This is a genomic window from Saprospiraceae bacterium (genome assembly GCA_016709995.1).
Lineage (GTDB): Bacteria > Bacteroidota > Bacteroidia > Chitinophagales > Saprospiraceae > JADJLQ01.
Window position 1 is genome coordinate 807,933 of the sequence record JADJLQ010000001.1, and the last position, 19,500, is coordinate 827,432.

General features: G+C 42.0%; 11 protein-coding genes. 2 read left to right on the forward strand and 9 right to left on the reverse strand.

The window, feature by feature from the left end:
• Positions 1 to 13 precede the first annotated feature (13 nt).
• The 7 genes from IPJ09_03415 to IPJ09_03445 all read right to left on the reverse strand — a co-directional run bounded on the left by IPJ09_03415 (position 14) and on the right by IPJ09_03445 (position 13,618).
• Positions 14 to 2,800: a S9 family peptidase gene (locus tag IPJ09_03415; GenBank protein MBK7370482.1), complete on the reverse strand. Its 2,787-nt coding sequence runs from the start codon at positions 2,798 to 2,800 to the stop codon at positions 14 to 16.
• A 178-nt stretch (positions 2,801 to 2,978) separates the two neighbouring features.
• Positions 2,979 to 5,987 carry a c-type cytochrome gene (locus IPJ09_03420; protein MBK7370483.1) on the reverse strand — a complete coding sequence of 1,003 codons (3,009 nt, stop codon included), beginning with the start codon at positions 5,985 to 5,987 and terminating at the stop codon, positions 2,979 to 2,981.
• A 204-nt stretch (positions 5,988 to 6,191) separates the two neighbouring features.
• Positions 6,192 to 6,839 (reverse strand): deoxynucleoside kinase, encoded by a 648-nt coding sequence (locus tag IPJ09_03425; GenBank protein ID MBK7370484.1) that lies wholly within the window; start codon positions 6,837 to 6,839, stop codon positions 6,192 to 6,194.
• Complete coding sequence (gene folK / locus IPJ09_03430; GenBank protein MBK7370485.1) at positions 6,832 to 7,326, reverse strand: 2-amino-4-hydroxy-6-hydroxymethyldihydropteridine diphosphokinase; 495 nt, start codon at positions 7,324 to 7,326, stop codon at positions 6,832 to 6,834. The genes IPJ09_03425 and folK overlap by 8 nt, the downstream gene beginning before the upstream one ends.
• A gap of 91 nt (positions 7,327 to 7,417) precedes the next feature.
• Positions 7,418 to 9,073 carry a sodium:calcium symporter gene (locus IPJ09_03435; protein MBK7370486.1) on the reverse strand — a complete coding sequence of 552 codons (1,656 nt, stop codon included), beginning with the start codon at positions 9,071 to 9,073 and terminating at the stop codon, positions 7,418 to 7,420.
• A gap of 547 nt (positions 9,074 to 9,620) precedes the next feature.
• Positions 9,621 to 12,797 carry a hypothetical protein gene (locus IPJ09_03440; GenBank protein ID MBK7370487.1) on the reverse strand — a complete coding sequence of 1,059 codons (3,177 nt, stop codon included), beginning with the start codon at positions 12,795 to 12,797 and terminating at the stop codon, positions 9,621 to 9,623.
• A 14-nt stretch (positions 12,798 to 12,811) separates the two neighbouring features.
• The gene (locus IPJ09_03445; protein ID MBK7370488.1) at positions 12,812 to 13,618 is read right to left on the reverse strand and encodes an OmpA family protein; all 807 of its coding nucleotides are present in this window, start codon (positions 13,616 to 13,618) and stop codon (positions 12,812 to 12,814) included.
• 233 nt (positions 13,619 to 13,851) lie between these two features.
• Here IPJ09_03445 and IPJ09_03450 point away from each other — a divergent pair, with 233 nt between their 5' ends.
• The gene (locus IPJ09_03450) at positions 13,852 to 14,691 is read left to right on the forward strand and encodes an MBL fold metallo-hydrolase (protein ID MBK7370489.1); all 840 of its coding nucleotides are present in this window, start codon (positions 13,852 to 13,854) and stop codon (positions 14,689 to 14,691) included.
• A gap of 57 nt (positions 14,692 to 14,748) precedes the next feature.
• Positions 14,749 to 15,594, forward strand: coding sequence for an alpha/beta hydrolase (locus IPJ09_03455; GenBank protein ID MBK7370490.1), 846 nt, complete (start codon positions 14,749 to 14,751; stop codon positions 15,592 to 15,594).
• A 198-nt stretch (positions 15,595 to 15,792) separates the two neighbouring features.
• On the opposite strand, the gene IPJ09_03460 is transcribed toward IPJ09_03455, so the two are convergent.
• The gene (locus IPJ09_03460; protein MBK7370491.1) at positions 15,793 to 17,706 is read right to left on the reverse strand and encodes a DUF1501 domain-containing protein; all 1,914 of its coding nucleotides are present in this window, start codon (positions 17,704 to 17,706) and stop codon (positions 15,793 to 15,795) included.
• Positions 17,707 to 17,758: 52 nt separating this feature from the next.
• Positions 17,759 to 19,372, reverse strand: a complete 1,614-nt coding sequence (locus IPJ09_03465) for a DUF1800 family protein (GenBank protein MBK7370492.1) — start codon at positions 19,370 to 19,372, stop codon at positions 17,759 to 17,761.
• Positions 19,373 to 19,500: the final 128 nt, after the last annotated feature.

Genomic DNA, 19,500 nt, shown 5'->3' on the forward strand with positions numbered 1-19,500 from the left:
TTCATTTATTAAGTTAACTTTTCTTGATTTCGAGGCCCCAGGTTTTTCCTTTGTCTACCGCTTTTACCCCGCTTTCTATCCATTTTGGTGCTGGAGCACTTTTGAGAAAATGATCAAAAAACTGAGCTTCGCGGATCGAGATATCTTTTTGATTTCGTCGCTCCACCAGGTTATGTGCCTCCCCATTGTAATTGAGCATCCATACCTTCTTGCCAAGGCGCCGCATGTCAGTAAATAATTCTATGCCCTGGTACCATGGTACTGCTCCATCGGCATCATTGGCCATGATAGCCAGGGGTGTGGTGATTTTGGGCAGGTGAAACAAAGGTGAGTTTTCGATATAAAGATCCCTCCGCTGCCAGGGTGTAGCTCCCAGGCGACTTTGAGTCTTTTCATACTGCATTTGTCGATTGAGGCCGCTTGCCCAGCGGATCCCACCGTAGGCACTAAACATATTGACCACCGGAGCACCTGCCCAGGCGGCTTTAAAGAGGTTGGTTTGGGTGATGACATACAAAGCCTGGTAACCGCCCCAGGACTGCCCTTGCAACCCGATATTAGCAGCATCTACCCAGGGATTTTTTTTGAGATACTCTACTCCGGAAACGATATGGTCATAGGCACTGGGTCCGGGATGACCTATCTCATATGCGATATCCGGAACCAACACCAGGTAACCATTACTTACAAAATAGGATATATTCAGTCGCGACGGTGTAGGAGCAGGAGCCTGGTAGGTGTATCGACCATCCGAAAGCTTTTCATAAAAATACACTATCATAGGGTATTTTTTGGAAGGGTCGAAGTCTTCGGGTTTGTAGAGCAGACCGCTCGTGGATTTTCCTTTTAAGGTCTTCCATTGGATCAGATCCACGGTGCCCCAGTTATAGCCTGCTTGCTGAGGATTGATCGCAGTATGTTTGGTCTCTTCAGTAAAATTAGTGCTGGTATACAGATCAGGGCTATGCTCATAATTGCCCTTGGTATAGGCCAGGGTCGCTGCATATTTGGCTTTGATCACAGAGCCGTAGGAGTGTCCACTGATCACAGATTTAACCGGAGACTGATTTTGATCTATAATGGAAGTATAAAAGCCTCTTTGTTTGTCCTTGTCTTGAAGTGCGGATAATAAAAGGCGTTGATTGGAAGTAAAAAATCGTTCTTCAGGATCTAACCTGACCACTCTTAGCTCCGTTTTGGTCGACCGTCCCAGATTTTTAGTAAAATTGATAGGTGCTTGTAGTCCTTTGGGATCTACTTCCCAGATATCATATCGATCATAAATATATACTTTTTGATCGTCCGCTTTCCAACCACAGATACCATATGCCCTGGGGTCATCCGGTGAATCATTTTCTTCATCGGCGAGGGAGGTCTTGATCAGTTTAGTAATAGGATAGGATTTGTCAGCAGTATTATCATGCACGAAATAGGTCCTGGTTTTATTTTCGTACCATAAGATGAATTTGCCTCCGGGGCTGATAGATACATTGCCATCGAGGTCATCTCTGATCAATTGCTTGGAGCCACTGAGCAGATCGATCAGGTATATATCTTCTTTGGTATCGCCCTCCCATTGCAAAGCCACTCGCTGACCTTTGTCTGTACGACCTAAAGCGAAACGGCCGTTTTCTTCATCAGACAAGACCACATTTTCCAGGTCTTCATCACTGACTTGTACCATGGTGTGATCACCTTCGATGAGCGCCAGGTAGTTTTTTTTCAGATCGCGATCCAAATTGGTCAATTGCATCGGTTGGAGATAGTCATCATTGTAGTGCCACACATCTACTTTGGCCTGTTCAAATTCAGGTACTGAAGTATCTTTTGCAGCCCGGATCTCAGCTGTACCGAATAAGAGTCTTTGTCCATTTTTACTAAACCGCACATTGCTGTTTTCGCTGACCTGCCAGCCGGGAGGAAGGCCCGGGCCTCCCGGAGCGACCTTAATGGTGGCACTATCCATGCCGGGACGATGATAACGGAGATGATGTTTTTTGATCTGCGCTGTGCTACTATCAAGTGTAGCCACAAATGCCAGTTGATCACCTTGTTCATCAAAAGCATATTTGGTGGCGCCAATCGATCCCCTGGCCAGCGTATCCACTTGTACATTTTGTAGATTCATTCGAGCTACGATCGCAACCAGATGGCTACTGTCTTTGCGGGACCCGGAAGTCTCGAACGCCAGGCTGTTTCCTGATTTGCTCAGTTTGTATTCGGTGACATAAGGTATGGTGATCGATTTGTTTTCATCAAGATATAGAATAGTCAGTGGGCTGCCTTCTTTTCCATTGGCTTCTGGTTTTTTGGATTTGCTGGTGTCAATAGCTGTTTTTTCAGATTGATAGACTACCAGGTTTCTGTCCTTTTCAGCGACTGCAAAAGATTTGACATTGGCAGTGGTAGTATCAGTTTGATGGACAAGATCGAAGATCAATAGAGCATCCTTAGGCATATCCTCTGGTTTTTTCTTGGCTATTTTAGCTTGCCGTATTTCCTCGTAACCTGGTTTTATTTTGACGATCACATGCGTCGAGCCGGGAGTAAATGCAGCAGCCGTTCCCCTTGCACACGAATCCAGTCTATTGGTCAAAAGGTTTTTTATATACAGCATACCATCTCCTTGCTGGGGATCGACTGTATAGGCCAAATAATGGCCATCAGGACTCAACCAATGATTGCTTATTTTTTGCCAACTGTCATATACCGTGTGATCGAGTGGTGGTTTTGATTGACCATGAAGGCTAAAAGATGCTAACAAAAAAAGGTAAACAACGGCACGAAAGATATTGCGCATAAAATTATACGGTTAATGTAGCATGAAGTTATGCATTTAGTCAGAATGATGGTCCACTCCAAAGAGATGGGTTTGATGTTAAAAAATTTGTCTGGTTTGTAAGTGGTTGACAGATTTTTCCAGGATCATTTCCTTAAAATTGAATTCCAAATTACGTAAGGCTACAAAATAAATTCGCCTACATCACTTTTTTCAGACTAGCCAGATATTCTACCAGGTCCGCTAATTCTTGTTCCGACATATTTTGATAAAGATTGGGTGTCATCAGCGACTGTCTGATGGCAATCCTTTCTTTGATTTCTTTTTTATCAATAGATTCTTGCTGGCCACCTACAGATTTCAAGACAATGGCTTCATTGGTTTCGCTGATTTTGATGCCCACATAGATGCCACCATTGGTAGTGATGATCTGTTCTCCTTCATAACCAAAATTGATGGCTTTGCTGGGTTCCAGGATAGAGGTAAGAATGCCGTCTTTGCCATATTTGGAACCTATCTCGTCTAGCCCCGGACCAAAAGCCACCCCTTCATTATGTACCTGGTGGCAAGTAGAACAAGTTTTCTGGAATACTGCTTTGCCATTTTCTACATTGCCGGATTGAGCAATGATATTAGCAGTATTGTACACAGGAAGATCTACTTGACTTTGAGCCAGATATTCTTTTGCTTTTTCTTTTATCGGCTTTCTCCAGGCATTAGCAGGACCTTCTACTGCAAAGGGAATATATTCTTTAGGGATCATCCCCTGGGTCAATAACTTAATCACATATTCTTCACCGCCCCCGCTTTTTCCCAGCTGACGATAAGCTTCCTGATGAATAACCATTGATTCATTTTTATTTAAAGCTATTTCGTGCAAAAACTTTAAAGATTGCTCTGTGCCGATGGGACCTACAGCTTGAATGATGCGCTTTTTAGTGACGGTATCAGCGGGGAAATATAGTTTTTCAATGTGGCTGAATCCCTGGCTTTTGATGATCGCCTTGCATGCCCTTACCCTCAATGAATTGTCATCTCCTGTTACCAATTGACTCAAGCGGGTCCCTTGGTTGCCCGGATTGAATCTATCTACCAAATCCAGATAATTTGATCCTTGAGATTTATCCAACCATTGATTCAGAATTTGCATCGTTCTTTTGTCTTTGTTGACAAAAACCGGGTCGAGTGATTTGACGATGAGCTCAGCGATGGTGGTGTCTTTGGTTTTGGTCAATATGTCTATCAGTGTTTTGTTTTTATCCGGCGAAGTCACAAACTCCATGGTTCGCAGAAATTTCATTTTTTCATTTAAGGGTTGTTCCTGACTGCTGACGATGGATGCCATAAAAGGCAATGAAAAAGAAGCTCTTGATCTCCATAGGATATCTTTAGTGGTCACCTGGGAGAGTGGATCAGGATGTCGCTTCAGCCATTGAGGTATGATCGACTGCCAATGTTGGTCACCTGCTATACCCAACGCCTCCAGGTACCAGCGATCCGTAGCGCTATACTTATCTGCAAGTTGGAGCCAGTAAGGCACCATGGTTTTTTCATCCAGGTTGGCGAGCGATATAGCACATTCTCTCCATACAGCGCTCGAAAGATTTTGTGTCAATAATTGATCCAGCGAATTGATCAGATATGGAGCTCCTTGTTGTCTTGCCATTCTGAGACCCGCGATTTTGATTTGTTCGTTTTGGTCATTAAAAGCGGTATCGATATAGGAGCCATTTTCAGCAGAGAGAATCCACAATGCCCTAGCCTTGAGTATAGGATCAGTATGGTGTGCCAAAGCTTTCAACGACTCACCGGCTACGATTTTACGTAAGGATAATTGGGCCTGACTTCTGATGCTTAGGTTAGGACTGGCCAAAGCTTTTACGGATGCTTCTACATTGGAAAAATCGATATCATCAAATTTATATTTTTGTCCTTTCGGTGCAATGCGGTAGATCCGGCCTTTTACCTGATCTCCTGCATAGTGCCCACCGACACCGGGATCATACCAGTCTGCGACCAGGAGCGACCCATCCGGCGCCACACAAATATCCACCGGTCTAAACCAATCATCTGTTTCATGTTTGAGTACTTCTTTTATATCAGCCGTATATCCTGCACCAGAGACTTTGGTTTGATAAGAACGGATCACATGATGCAGCGCTTCTGCATGTAGTACTGTCCCTTTGAGTTGAGGGATCAGATCACTTTCATAGATGACTACACCGCAAGGCGATCCTGAGCCGAGGTTCAAAAGATTAGGTATGACTCCTGGATCATTCTGATGCCAGTGTCTGAGAGGTATGGAGTCTTCCCAGTTGGTCCTGAAGGTCCTCCAGCCGGCATCAGTCAATTCATCCCGATAGCCGTATTTGCCATATTCGAGGATAAAATTAAACCTCGTGCCTTTGTTGCCATCATCATCATTGTCTGTCTGCCATACATTACCATATGCGTCCACCGTACATTCATAATTATTTCTAAAATTTTGTCCGATGACTTCCATGCCGGTGCCATCTAGATTACCTCTAATGGTCAGGCCTTGTTTGAAATGTGCTTTGTCGATGGGTTGTCCAGATATGGTGGAGATGATTCTATTATTTTTATCATAGAGTGTACTGGCTTCATTTCCCATAGCAAAATAAAACCGCCCATCCGGTCCTAAGGTAAAGGCGTGGACAGCATGGTCGTGCTGAATACCTCCGATGCCCTGGAAAAGAATTTCTTTTTTGTCGGCTTTGTCATCTCCATCAGTGTCCGTAAAGAGCCAAACATAAGGGCTTTGGGATACGATGACCTGGCGGCCAAGGACACAGATCCCTAAGGGAGCATTGATCTCCGGACCCTGGTAAAATACTTTAGACTCATCGGCGACTCCATCGCCATCTTTATCCTCCAGGATCATGATCCGGTCTCCTTCAAATTTGGTAGGTATGCCGGAGATTTGTGGTCTGTAATTATAAGCTTCGCAAACATATACTCTGCCCCGTTGATCTATATCTATATTGGTTGGGTTTTGAAGCATGGGTTCTGATGCGAATAGAGTGACTTCAAGCCCGTCCATCGCAACCAGGCCATCCAGGGCATGATCTGAACTGTGGCGTTGAGCAGAATCAAGGAGTAGAGTAGGGCCTGCGACGGATGGTTTGTCTATGGGTTTGCATTGACCAAATGATAAACCTAAGACTGCCAGCAAAATGATATATTTCATGACTTTTGTTTGAATGGTGAAAATAATCAATTTGTAGTTTAATATTTTCTGGTATTGATTGTATAAATGGTTTTCAGTAAATATGTTTTCGCCAGAAACTCAGTAATAAAAAATATCAGGCATAAAAAAACTAAATGGACATAGTCCTTTCATTAAAAATAAAACCGAAAGTGAAAGCATTATCGATATTATGGACCACTCTGATTATCTCAGACTTATTCTATGCAAGCCGGGCTTTAATTCGTCCAGGAGCAACAATTTTATCTCTTCAAAATAATTTCTCTCCTCTACAAAGTTGATTTGATCCACATCTATCAGCAAAATCGGATAATTAATCTCGTTTCTAAAATATTCGAAATACATATTTTGCAGACCTTGTAAGTAACTGGCATCAATGGTTTGTTCATAAGGACGGCCACGCAATGAAATCTGTTGTTTTAAATTGGGCACACTCCGATGCAGATATACCAGGATATCGGGTTTGGGTATTTGATCATTGAGCACCTCAAACATTTGATGAAACAATCGGTATTCTTCCTCTGGCAAATTATTTTTGGCAAACAACAGGGTTTTGATAAATGAATAATCTGATACGATATAGTCATTGAATAAATCACGGTGTAGCACATGGTTCTGGAGCTGCTTATACCGCTCTGCCATCAAAAAAAGCTCCATTGGGAGAGCAAACCTTTTGGGTTCTTTATAAAAATAGGGGAGAAAGGGATTGTCAGCAAATTCTTCTAATACCAGCTTGCAAGCCAATTCCTCAGCGATCATTTCACAAAACGTAGTTTTGCCTGCTCCGATATTGCCTTCGACACATATATATTGATATGGTATGGTATCAGGCATGCTTTACTTTTTTGACAGGTAATGAGTCAGGACACACATTCAAAAGATACAACATTGATTTTTGAGTAATAGGATGCCTGAAGTTGGGCGCAATCTCTACCAGCGGAACTAATGCAAATCTTCTTGATTCCAGGAGCGGGTGTGGCAGGATAAGTTCTTTCGATTTTATTTTGGTCTGACCATAAAACAATAGATCAATATCGATGATTCGGGGTCCCCACTGTGGACCGCTTGCCCTACCCATCAACACTTCTATGTTTTTGACTATTCGCAAGATCGTGATGGCTTTACGGGTGCTTTGTAGTTTGATGACCTGGTTGAAGAAATTAGGCTGATCGTGTGCGCCCCATGCAGCGGTCTTAAAGATCGAGGAGACTTTGATGATCTTACCCAGATGCTTTTGCAGCAGATCACGCGCGATAGCAAGTTGCTTCAGCGGCCGTTGTATATTGCTGCCCAGTAATAGGTAGAGTACGTGTCTTGACATTTAAATTGGTCGTAAAAATATATTTAAATATCTATTATATGAATTTTTTAAATGACAAAAAGAAGGCTGTCGGGGCGGCTCTCCGGTTTCATTATTGAATATTGGCCTTTTTCCTTTGCCTGGAAGCTATAAAAATGCCGGCCAGAATAAAAAGTAAAAGGCTAAGTAAATACACCTGGGCAAACGTGGCATAACCGCTGGATGGGTACCATACTCTTTTGACCATATTGGGGATGTTGGATACCAGGATTATCCCTAAAAATACAGGAGTGACAAATTTGATAATGAATTTGAAAAACCCAGGTACCTTAATCTCAGCACCTCTGGTGATCTCTTCCCACCCCTTTGTCATGCCAAAGATCCATGCAAAAATCACCAATTCGATAAAGCCAAAGATCACCAGGGCATAGGTACCAGCCCAATCGTCTATTTCGGTAAATACGCCTTCATTGTAATATATGATCGCCGGAAGCCCCATTAACAATACCAAAAAGCCAAAGATCATTGCGCCATACTTAAATGGCAGAGCGAACTCATCTTTCAAAAATCCAATCACCGGGGTACCCATTGCCAGGGAGGAGGTGATTCCGGCTATAAACAATAATCCAAACCACAAGACACCAGATATGGATCCTATCCATGTGCCCCATTGCTGGAACAAATAGGGCAGTGTCTTGAAGCCAAGGCCATATCCACCCATGGATTTCACGATGTCCTGCATGCGATCAATACCCAGGTAACCCACCGTAAGGGGGATAATGATGGCACTTCCTACGACTATTTCTACAAATTCATTCATCCAGCCTGCAGTCATGGCACCCAAGGCGGCGTCTTCATTCGGTTTCATATAGGATGCGTAGCATTGGATGGTAGCCATCCCTACAGCCAGGGTAAAAAAGATTTGACCAGCCGCTGCTATCCACACGGAGGGTGTCCAGATACTCGACAAATCAGGCGTCCACAAGAATGCCAAACCCTCCAGTCCTGAATTAATGGCACCCTTGCTGCCAGGGGTCAGTGAGAGTGATTCAATAGCCAGAATGATTCCGAATAGGATCAATAATGGCATGCCTATTTTGGCGACTTTTTCGATTCCCCCCTTTAGACCTTTGGACAAAAAATATACATTGATGCCAAGACAGAAGATAAAAAATATAATCGACTCATATGGAATGCCAGTCGTAGAGGTGTCAAGGTTAGTATAATTATCAAAAAATTGCCCAACCTGATCCTGGCTAAGTCCCCCAAAAGTGCCTACAACAGAGTGGTACACATAAGCTAATGTCCACGATTCGATATAACAATAATACCCGGCTACTGCAATATTGATAAACAGTCCAATCGCCCCTGCATATTTAATCCATCTCTGTGTAGACATGCGCTGAAGGATGAAAGGAATATTGTGATCACCCTCCGGCCTGCCTGCGTAGGGGGTGCCGGCAAACCGACCCATTGACCACTCTACAAACAACAATGGGATACCTATCAACACAAAGCATACCAGGTAAGGGACGATAAATGCTCCACCGCCATTATTGATCGCTTGTACCGGAAACCTAAGGAAATTGCCCAGTCCCACTGCATTGCCCGCCATGGCTAAGACTAATCCCATTTTGGATCCCCAGCCAGGTCGGGTACTCTCAGCATTGACAACTGGTTTATTAAAAATCTTCAGAAAAAAATATCCTGCTATAGCCGTGACCGTGATGGCTACAATAGCATAAATAATCACTCCAACATTAGGCATCATGAATGTATATGGTTGAACCAGTAAATTATAAATATTTCGTTAGCTCTGATAGACAGAGTTGTTTTAATTACGTAGCAAAAACAAAAAAAGCCGGCAAAAAACCGGCTTTCCCATTTTTAAACTAAAACTAAGTATATAAATACTGTTATACAAATATATACACATTATGATATTAAATAATATGTAAAACGTTATAAAATAATAATATTACATAAATTATTATTATTAAATACATATTATATTATTAATCAAATAATTATAAATATAATAATATAAATCTTTAAAAAACTTTAATTTAAAGTGATTTATGTATATCAAAATATGATAATATGTTTTATATTTGGATTGTGTAAGTTTTGGTTTTAATTGTAAAATTCGTTTTTTTCGTGAAAGCCTATGAAAAGTCATAGGCTTTTTCGCTTTTATACCAAATGATCATTAAGGTATTACCTAAAAGACTAACAGTTCAATATACTTCCTGGTATTGAATTGATAGGTTTCGGGAAAATCTTTGTTTTGCGCGTAAGCTTGCTAAAACTGAAGTTTAAATTTTTCGCCCTCCTTTTAATTTCTCTTGCATGGTTTTGAGTCTTGTCCATTGACCTTTGGCCAACAAAGTTGACTGTATCGGCCAGGTCTTAGGGTCTGCCAGTGAATATCTATTTCCAGCCTTATCCAAAATTTCCTGGATAGTCTTGGTTTTGGTTGAGGAAAGCTGTAACCAGGTTCTGATTCCAGCTTTATGCAAGAGCCCTTCTATCTTAGGTCCGATCCCTTCTACCAATTTTAAATCATTCAACTTGATCGTAAAACCAAGGACTGCTTGTGCTTTGGTCATATCAAGATGTTTTACAATTTTAGGCTTTGGGACGATAGTTGCCTTTGTTTTAATTGCTTTAGGTGGTTTGGCTATAATAGGCTTTGGCTTTTTCTTCAGGGAAGTGCCGGGAGTAACCTTCAAAGAAGTTTTCGCGGAAACCACCACTTTTTTTGCCGCTTTTTTCGCTCGCCCTGCATATAACTTATCCTGTAATTTTTTTAAGGCAGCCCATTCTCCCAAAGAAGCCAATTTGGCTTGAGCTGGCCAGGAAGTGGGTTCGGCAAGGCTAAAAGCGCTACCGCCTTTGTCGAGTATCACCTTCAGTTCCCGGATAGGCGTATTAGAGAGTTGAATCCAACTGGTGATTTTGTTTTTTCTCAACAACACCTCTATTTTAGGGCCAATACCCTCGACTACTTTGTGATCATCTATCTTAAATTTTTTGCCCAGGATGGAAGCTCCTGATTTTAAATCTAATGTTTTTGTTTGGGTAACCACTTTTATTTCCCTGGCAGGCTGCTGTACTTTCTCTACAATTCGCTTCTTTTCTACAGGAGGAGTTGTGACAGCCACCGTTTTTTGAACATTTTTGGCATTTGTGAGTTCGGTTTGCAAGCTTTGCATTTGTGAATTCAACTTTTTCGTTTCGTCATTGTATCTCGTAGTTAATTTGCTTTCTCTTTGGACTATCTCTTTCTCCAGGTCACTCAATCGTTTTTGCCAGGCTTTGACTTCCGCATTATATTTTGTTTGGAACTCTTCGTTTTTCTTGATGTTTGCAGATATCACGGAATTGGCTTGCACTGCTGCGGTGAGGTTTAACTGCAGGTCTGTTAGTTTAGCTTGAAGATCTTCCTTTGCAGATTCAGCATTAGAGGACTCAGATTCAGATTTTTTTAGTTTGTCTTCCAGGTCACTATTGGCTTGTTGCCATTGAGTAAGTTTGATTTTTGCATCATGGAGCTCAGCGCTGAGTGCACTTGATTTTGATTCAGCCTGGACTAGATCAGCGTTTGATTTGATGATCTGCTCATTGGAAGAATGCAGATCCTCTGAAAGGTGCATCACTTTTGCTTGCAGCTCTGATTTTAATGCTTCCAGTCCTGCCAGGCTATCGGCTGCTGCTTTATGATCATCGATAAGCATGGCATATTTTTCCTGGGTTTGATGCAATCTGCTTTGTTCTTCATGATATCGCTTTTCCCATTCGGCGAGCGCATGTTGATGGGCTTCAAGATGACTGGAAGATTCGGACAGAAGGCCTCGAAGACGCATCACTTCATCGTGAGATTCATTGAGTTGCTTTTGTTTTTCATTAAGCAGATGAGTGACTTCCGTAAGTTTATTTTCAAAGGAATGATTGGAAGACTGTGATTGCTCCAGTTTTTCATTTGCTTCAGCGAGCTGGCTTTCGATTTCTCCGGACCTGGACGATACTTCATTCAAAGCCCTGACTTTTTCTTCAAGCTGATGATTCGCTTCTTTTGAGTTTTCCTCCAGAGTTTGTATATAACCACTTAATTCATTTACTCTATTTTGAAGGGTGCTGACTTGCTCCTTGCTGGAGTGCAAATCATTAAGGACATCATGATATTTTTGTTCCAATGCACCATATTCGGCTGACTGACTTTCCTGTGATCCACTCAAGGCTTCCAATTGATTTTTAGCATTGATGATATCAGATTCTCTTGCACTCAGTAGTTGACGCAATTGGTCTCTTTCTCTTGCCATTTCACCATGCGCAACTTTAAACTGTTCTGCTTCAGTGGATGCTTCTTTCCATCGACCTTCCCATTCTTTTAGTTTTCTTTCTGAGTCTTGAAGACTGGCTGTGATTTTTTCCTGATCAGCCATTTTAGCTCTCAAACCTTCTGATTCGGCCCGATGAGATCCAAGGTTTTGTTCGAGTTGATGTATGATGGATTGGAGCTCATTGATTTTTAATTGACCCGACTGACTTGCATCTAAAGTTTGCGCCAGTTGATGCTGGACCTTTTCTAAATCGGCTTGTTTGGCATTGACCTCTGCTTCCATGGATTGCATAGAGCGATTCCATTCGTTTTCTTTTAAAGCCAAAAGGTCTTTATAATGATTTTCCGATTTGACCAAAGCAGCTGTTGTATCTTCTAATTTTTGATGAAGATCTATTATTTCATTTTCTTTTGCTTTTAAAGTATCGTCTTGATTGTTCGTTTGTGATGCATTAGACTCCAATTGGTGCAGGTGTAGGTTTAAAGCCTGCAGCTGAGCATCTTTTTCTTCAATGATACTATTAAGTTGATTTCTCAAATTCGACATGGAAGATTCTTTTTGAGCAACATCGGCTAAGGCATGGTTTAGTTGATCTTGCAAATGGCTGCCAGATAGCTCTGTCGCAGATATCATTAGGCTATGGTCGGCAATTTGTGCCTCAAGAGCTGTGACTTTTGCTTTCGCTTCGGCCAAAGAATTTTCTAAGCCTTTAGCCTCCAACAGTTGACCTTCCATGGACTTCACAGCATGCATCAAATTCTCTTTTTCAGCCAGAAGTTGGTCATATTTAAGGCTTGCTGCTCTCAGATCACGATCAAACCTGGTTTGCAGGGATTGGTGTTCATCAGGAGTCACATAGCTCGCATAGATGGAATGGCTTTGTTCCAGCTTATGAGTCAGATCGTTTATTTGTGATTCAAACCCTGATTTTTCAGCTGCCCAGACATCGTATTGGCCGGAGGACTTCTTAAGGTCTATATCTTGCTGATTGATTCGATTGCGCAGCGAGAGGATCTGACTTTCATATTCTTCATTTCTGTTTTTATGATTAGAGCCAAACCAACGACTCCATAAGTATCCCAATATCCCTGCTCCAAGCAATGCAGTCAATATTTCAAGGCTCTGATCTAAACAAGTCCTCCAAAACACAGTATCTATAAGTTTTAAAGTTTCTGAATGGTTTCTATTTCTGTCCTACGATTTTTTTGCCGACCTTCCGGAGTATCATTGTCAGCTACAGGCATTGATTCTCCTTTACTATCGGTATGTATTCTGTCAGCTGCGATCCCTTTCGATATCAAATATTTTTTGATTGCTTCAGCTCTCATTTTTCCAAGTGCAAGATTGTCTTTTTCTGAACCCGCATTGTCGGTATGACCTGTGATATTAAAGCTTGCATTGGTGTTTTTGTGTTGTGCAGCGAGCTCAGACAAGTATTTCTCAATATCCGGATCATTAATACGTTGATCAGAATTGTATTTGAAGTAGATCAGCGTCTTATCACCTACTTGTTCGACAGATTCGCTATGGTTGACGATCCGAATGTCTGAAGCTACAAATGGGTACTGTGACATACTGGCCCGTCGCTCTATCTGCAGAGATTTAAGGTTGATTCGGGATTGCAGACTATCAGGAAATAATTGTTTGATGGCATTTGCTCTGGCCAGGCCCATATTCTGAAAGGAACTGATGTTGGGTTCTTCAGCCAGGTAATGGCCTTCGATATCGATCTCTTGGCGGGCATTCAGATGATTGATAATGGAGTCGCGATATCGACTCCAGCCTTCTCTCAATAAGGTTATGCTATCATCAAGGTTGAATAATATCACCCCCTCTTCAGGCACAAGGATAGGTTCTACCGTTTTGGTGGTTTGATTGCATCCACAGGTAGTGCAAATTTTGCAAGTATACCATCTCCACCAAAATCCCATCCAGAGTAGACTGGCCAATAGCAGTAAAATTTTTTTCATGTCTATAACCTAGTTAGCCATGAAGTTAGTCATAGGAGACTAAAGATTATATAAATTAATCGTATATTTTTACTTTTAATATGATGTTTTAGGTTTCAAAAAGGGAATTGAATTTTGGTATTAAGGAATACTTTTGGGTTATGAATTTATATTCCGCATCTAGATACCTAAAACTCCAGTGGTGCTTCATCATATTTGCCCACTTTGGATTTTTTTCGCTAACTGCTCAACCTATGCCAGTTAGACAACTGGCACCAGGCGTGTATTATTATTTCGGAGATGGAATCAATCAAAAATCTGCGAATTGTTTGTGGGTAATATTTAAGGAGTATGTCCTGGTAGTGGATGCCAATTATCCGTGGGGTGCAGAAGAAATTCTACTTGAGATCAGGAAAACAACTGATAAACCTGTTCGTTTTGTATTTAATACTCATTATCACCATGACCACACTTTTGGAAATAGTGTTTTTGCAGATGCAGGAGCTATTATAGTCTCTTCCACTGAGACTGCCACGGAAATGCGTACGCTCGGACAGATCGAATGGGCTCGGGGCACTTCGTATAGCGGACGGAGTATGGATGGCATAAAGAGAGTATTTCCATCTCTGACTTTTGACCAAAGAATGGTGTTTGATGATGGGGATCATCGGGTAGAGCTCATTAAGATGGGGCCTGCGCATACCGCCGGGGATGCTGTAGCTTATTTGCCCAAAGAGAAAATTCTCGCCACAGGAGATCTTTGTGTGTATGGCATTCCATGGGGTAATAATGTTGCCGATAGACATGCATCCTATGACCAATGGTTAAGGGTCCTCGATACCCTCGTTACCTGGGATGTAGATATTTTAATTCCAGGCCATGGATTACCAGGCTCTACTGAAAACCTTCGTCAGCAGAAGGCGTATTTGGCAGACATGCTGGATCAGGTAAAGCAGGGGATAAAATCCGGAAAATCCAAGCAAACCCTTGTTCAAGAAATTAACCTCTCCGTGCATCCTGTTTATGGTGAAAATAAAGTCTCTATCCAAAGATCCATCAGGGACATGTATGACCACTTGACAGCAATCAATTGACCAATGATGAATTTAATTTTAGATTCGAAACCAATATTGAATTTCAATAAAAATCAAATGACTCCATTCAAGCTGACTTTAATTTTTGTTTTAGGCTATGCTATACAAACAGCTTATGCCCAATCGGATACCATCTATATCTGGCCTCATGAAGTACCGGGGGAATCAAAACCAAAAGCCAAACCCTTGTTGACACTCCTGCCCGATGGTACTAACCGCGTGATCGAAATCACCGATCCATTCTTGGCAGTTTTCTTACCAAAAGCAGCGCAGAAAAACGGAAAAACAATGATAATATGTCCAGGCGGAGGTTATGTCCGGTTGGCAGTTCAAAAGGAAGGTTATGCTATTGCCGATTGGCTTATAGGTCAGGGATACACAGTCTTTGTGTTGCAATATCGGGTGCCATATAAGCGTGATGGGGCAGTGCAAGACCTCACCCGTGCATTAAAATATATTCGGTACCATGCTGCTGATTATGGCATCGATGATCGCAAAATTGGGGCTATGGGCTTTTCTGCTGGAGCACATCTGGTGGTAAGAGCTGCTATGTCGGATACCTTGCCTCGGTACGAAAGGCAAGATCTTGCGGACCGCGAATCTGGCAAACCCGATTGTATGGTGATCATCTATCCAGGATACCTCAGCGGCGGCCCTGGCTCAAGTCTTAGCCCCGGCTTGACCGCCAATGAAAAGACAGTCGATACCTTTATTTTTCAAACCATGGATGATGGGAGCGCACTAAGTGCTCTGGCCCTGGCCAAAGCGCTGCAACAAGCAAAATCAAATGTGGAGCTCCATATGCCCCCGAAAGGTGGACATGGCTATGGCATGTATCCTGGTAATAAAGCAGCGGAGACCTGGCCGCGATTATTAGCAGATTGGTTGAGGGAGCATTTTTAATTTCAAATTGAGCGTTCTTAAATAACAAAGTGGCCACGCTCTGTGACTTTGCTTAAATAACAAAGTGGCCACGCCGCGTGACTTTGCTTAAATAACAAAGTGGCCACGCCGCGTGACCTTGCTTAAATAACAAAGTGGCCACGCTCTGTGAGGTGACCACCTTGCTTGAACCAACTTATGTACCAAAATGCATCTTTATCATGGCCGAATGATCGTCATCGGCGCCACAACTTTTATATTGTCTTCGTCTACAAATCGGATAAAATAATTTCCTCCGGGTAGCGAACTTATATCAAGGTTTAACTTGTTGAATCCTTCATTAAGAATCCAGTTTTTATTTATCACTACTCTGCCTGCTTGATCTATCAGATATACCTGTGAGTTTCGATTGAATTTACTATTTAACACGACATTAACATCAAATATTGCGGGGTTAGGATAAATTTTAAAAGATTTTTCTTCTTTGGAGATAATATTGATTTTTTTAATCTCAGAATAAGATATAACACCTTCATTATCAACCATTTTCAATCTATAATAGGATTTTCCACTTCTTGGATTTTTGTCATAATCTGTATACATTTTATTCCCGGTAGTGTCATCATCCATACTTTTTTGAAATAAAATAGAACTAAACTCTTTTCCGTCTTTTGATCGCTGGACTTCATACCTTGAATTGGCAGTTTCGATGGCAACAATCCAATCCAGTTCAACCCATTTTTCATTGACAACCTGGGCCTCGAATTGAACCAATTTGATAGGGAGTGGGGCTGCTCCAAAGCAAGAGGGATCTACTTTCGAAATACTATTTATTAAGGGTAGCTTTTGGCTGATGAAGTTATTAAATAAAGTATTCGTAAGTATAGCTTCGCTTGCACCTAACCAGTCCTGCAGAACAGTCGTAAAAACCTGACGGTAATCGATCTGCACTTCAGTAAATAACTCGTCTTCGATAGCACTGAAGTTCACATTTTTGCCGGTGACCCCGCCCTGTACCGGACTTCCGATGACAAACATAGGGGCGATGGTACCGTGATCTGTACCCATATTGGCATTTTCAGCAGGTTTGCGACCGAACTCCGAAAAAGTAACAGTCAGCACTTGTTGGTCTTTCTGCAAAGCTTTTAAATCATCCACGAAGGCTTTTATAGAGGCGGATAATTCTCCCAATAATTCGGCATGGTCCCCGATAGTGGTATCACTTTCCTCAACCTGGGCATTGTGTGTATCGTATCCATAGGTATTGACTAAAAATATTTTGGTTTTGCTCCCTCCGCTTATCATCCGTGCCACGGTCTTGAGTTGATAAGCAAGTCCGTTGTCCGGATAGTTGACGATGTTTTGACCGGCATTAAATACTGAAGAGATCCTGTTGGCATAAGCGCTTACATTATTTTGAACCCGAACCAAATATTCCAACTCTGTACCATAATCACCAGGAGGAAAGCTGGAAGGTGGAATGCCGCCAATTTCTAACACTTGATTGTAATATCCGGCAGGATCATTCCATCCAAGATTGACTGCTGCACTTACATCCAAAGGAGTGAGATATCCAACCGAAGGACGATCGTCACCTATCTGGATTCCCAGAGGGTCAGGCAATTCATTCGTAGGGTTGCCAATTTTTCCCGGAAAAGTACTCTCTAAATACCGACCCATCCAGCCGGAAGTCAGGTTGAATAATGCTGGGGTACTGTCCCCCCCGGTCAACCATAGATCTGTCGATTTAAAATGTGAAAGGTTAGGTTGATTATAGGAGACTCCTTGTACAACATTGAGCATGCCCTGGTCATAGAGGTCTTTCATCCCGGTCATAGCCGGATGTAAACCTATTTGTTGATTGGTTGCTAAGCCGGTTTGCAGTTTGAGCAATTTGTTTGAGGGCAGTTTTAATTTTGGCCTAAGGTTGGCATAAAGGTCATATTGGTCAAGAGGAACTGTGGTGTTGACTCCATCATTACCACCAGACATTTGAATGATGACCAGAGCACGATCGGCTACACCTTCACAAGCAAACATCTGTAGTATGGACGAACTGGCGAAAGTTCTAAGATTGAGCCCGTTCATCAATAATGGCATGCTCCCCATTTTTATAAAACTTCTTCTTTTCATGGTAAGTCTATTTTGATCGAATGATTCATAAGATTTTGAGCCACAAACAAACTCAGCCTAATTGATACTCCGGTGAGGAAAGTACAGCGGTCACCAGGTTGGTCAAAGGAATGATCACCTCGGTATCCACCCCGGAATTGATGAACTTCTGCCATTCGATCCTCCAGTTGATCGCACTAAGTTTATTGAGAAAGACCGTATTGAGAAAATAATCAAACCGGTCATCAGGTATGGCTTCCGGAAATAGATAATCTATAAAAAAATGGACCACATTGGCTGCTACATCTGTGCCTGGAATATTATTTTGAACAAAGGTGACTATGTCTACTTTGGACCCAAGATCACCACCATATAGAGTCTCTCCGTTCAAAAGCATAGTACCTAATTTATATCGTGCATAGATCGTACCTCCATTGAACCACGAGCGACTATAACCCGGAGCCTGATAATAAGCAGCATAACCAGCAACGTTGACGGGAGCAAAGATGTCCAGACCACCAGGCTCCAGCATATTGTGCATGATGCCATCACAATAGAACTGGTCATAATGTTTTACCGCATCGACCTGTACATCCGGTACCGCAATTTTAAGAAAGGACATAGCCTGAAGTACCAACTCCAGAGGCGATTTGACGATGGATCCAATGATTTCATCTTTGCTGTCCGAATCATCTTCATCGTAGAAGTGTTGACTTAAAAGTAATTGACTGAGCCATGGAATGACCTGATAATCATTGGATTTTAATGTGGTAGCCAAAGGACCAATGATATCGTTTTCTATTTCCGGCGTAATGTTTTTGCCTACCAGGTATCGGTATAATTTTCTTGTGATATTTTTTGCAGTTTCGTCCTGATCGAATATCATGTCATAAAACGATTGGAGCTCAACCCACATGCCTTCTGAAGAATCACTACCTGGGATATGTCGAGATTGAAATGCGCTGGTAAAGATCTTTTCTCCGGAGTCGTGGTTATACATATTAGCACCTCCGCGGGAGATACTGGTTTCAGGATCTTTCTCTTCAGATCTTTCTGCCCATCCAAATCCGGTCAGTAGCCGGGCAGCTTCCTGGATATCTTGTTCTGTATAAAAAGTATAATTGCCCGGGCCTATTTGAGGGCCTTTGCCGACGGTGAACAATTCAAAATTTTCGCGGGCAAAATTCTCATTCGGATTGTCTTTATAGTTTTCAGCATTATTGAGATAATATAACATGACTATATCTGTCGCCATTTTGCTGCAAAGTTTTTTATAATCACTCAGTACATAATATCTGAACAAGGACATATGATCCCAATAGCGATAGGAGTCAGTCTCCTGTACATTCGTTACAAGATTAGAATGAAAAAAGAAAATCAATTTGTGTTCGATGCCGGTATCTTTTAAAGCTTCATCTATCCACCAGGCCCGTAAATATCCTTTTAGTTTGAAATCATCCGTTTCCGGCTCCCGGTCGTTATTGAGCCAGGGCAGCCCCGTAGCAGCTTCTAAGGGCTCAGATAGCGTGGGAGGATTCTTAGTAAGTAAAATAGAGATAGCTTGCGTTGGAGTCAACAGCGCAAATTGATCGATTCTTGTTTTCGTCAGGTTATAGGTCGTGCGCCTCAAAAGATGAGCTGCAAGCCTTCGACCAAGGACAGTAGTCTTAGGTGATAATGATGCCATATCCCGCTTATGTTTAAATAGTCAGGCATGATGGATATACAAAAGTTGAGTTGGATTTCGAAAATAGATTAGGTCATTTGTCAGAACCATTTCTTTCCGATAGGTATTAAATACTTATTAAGGAAAGA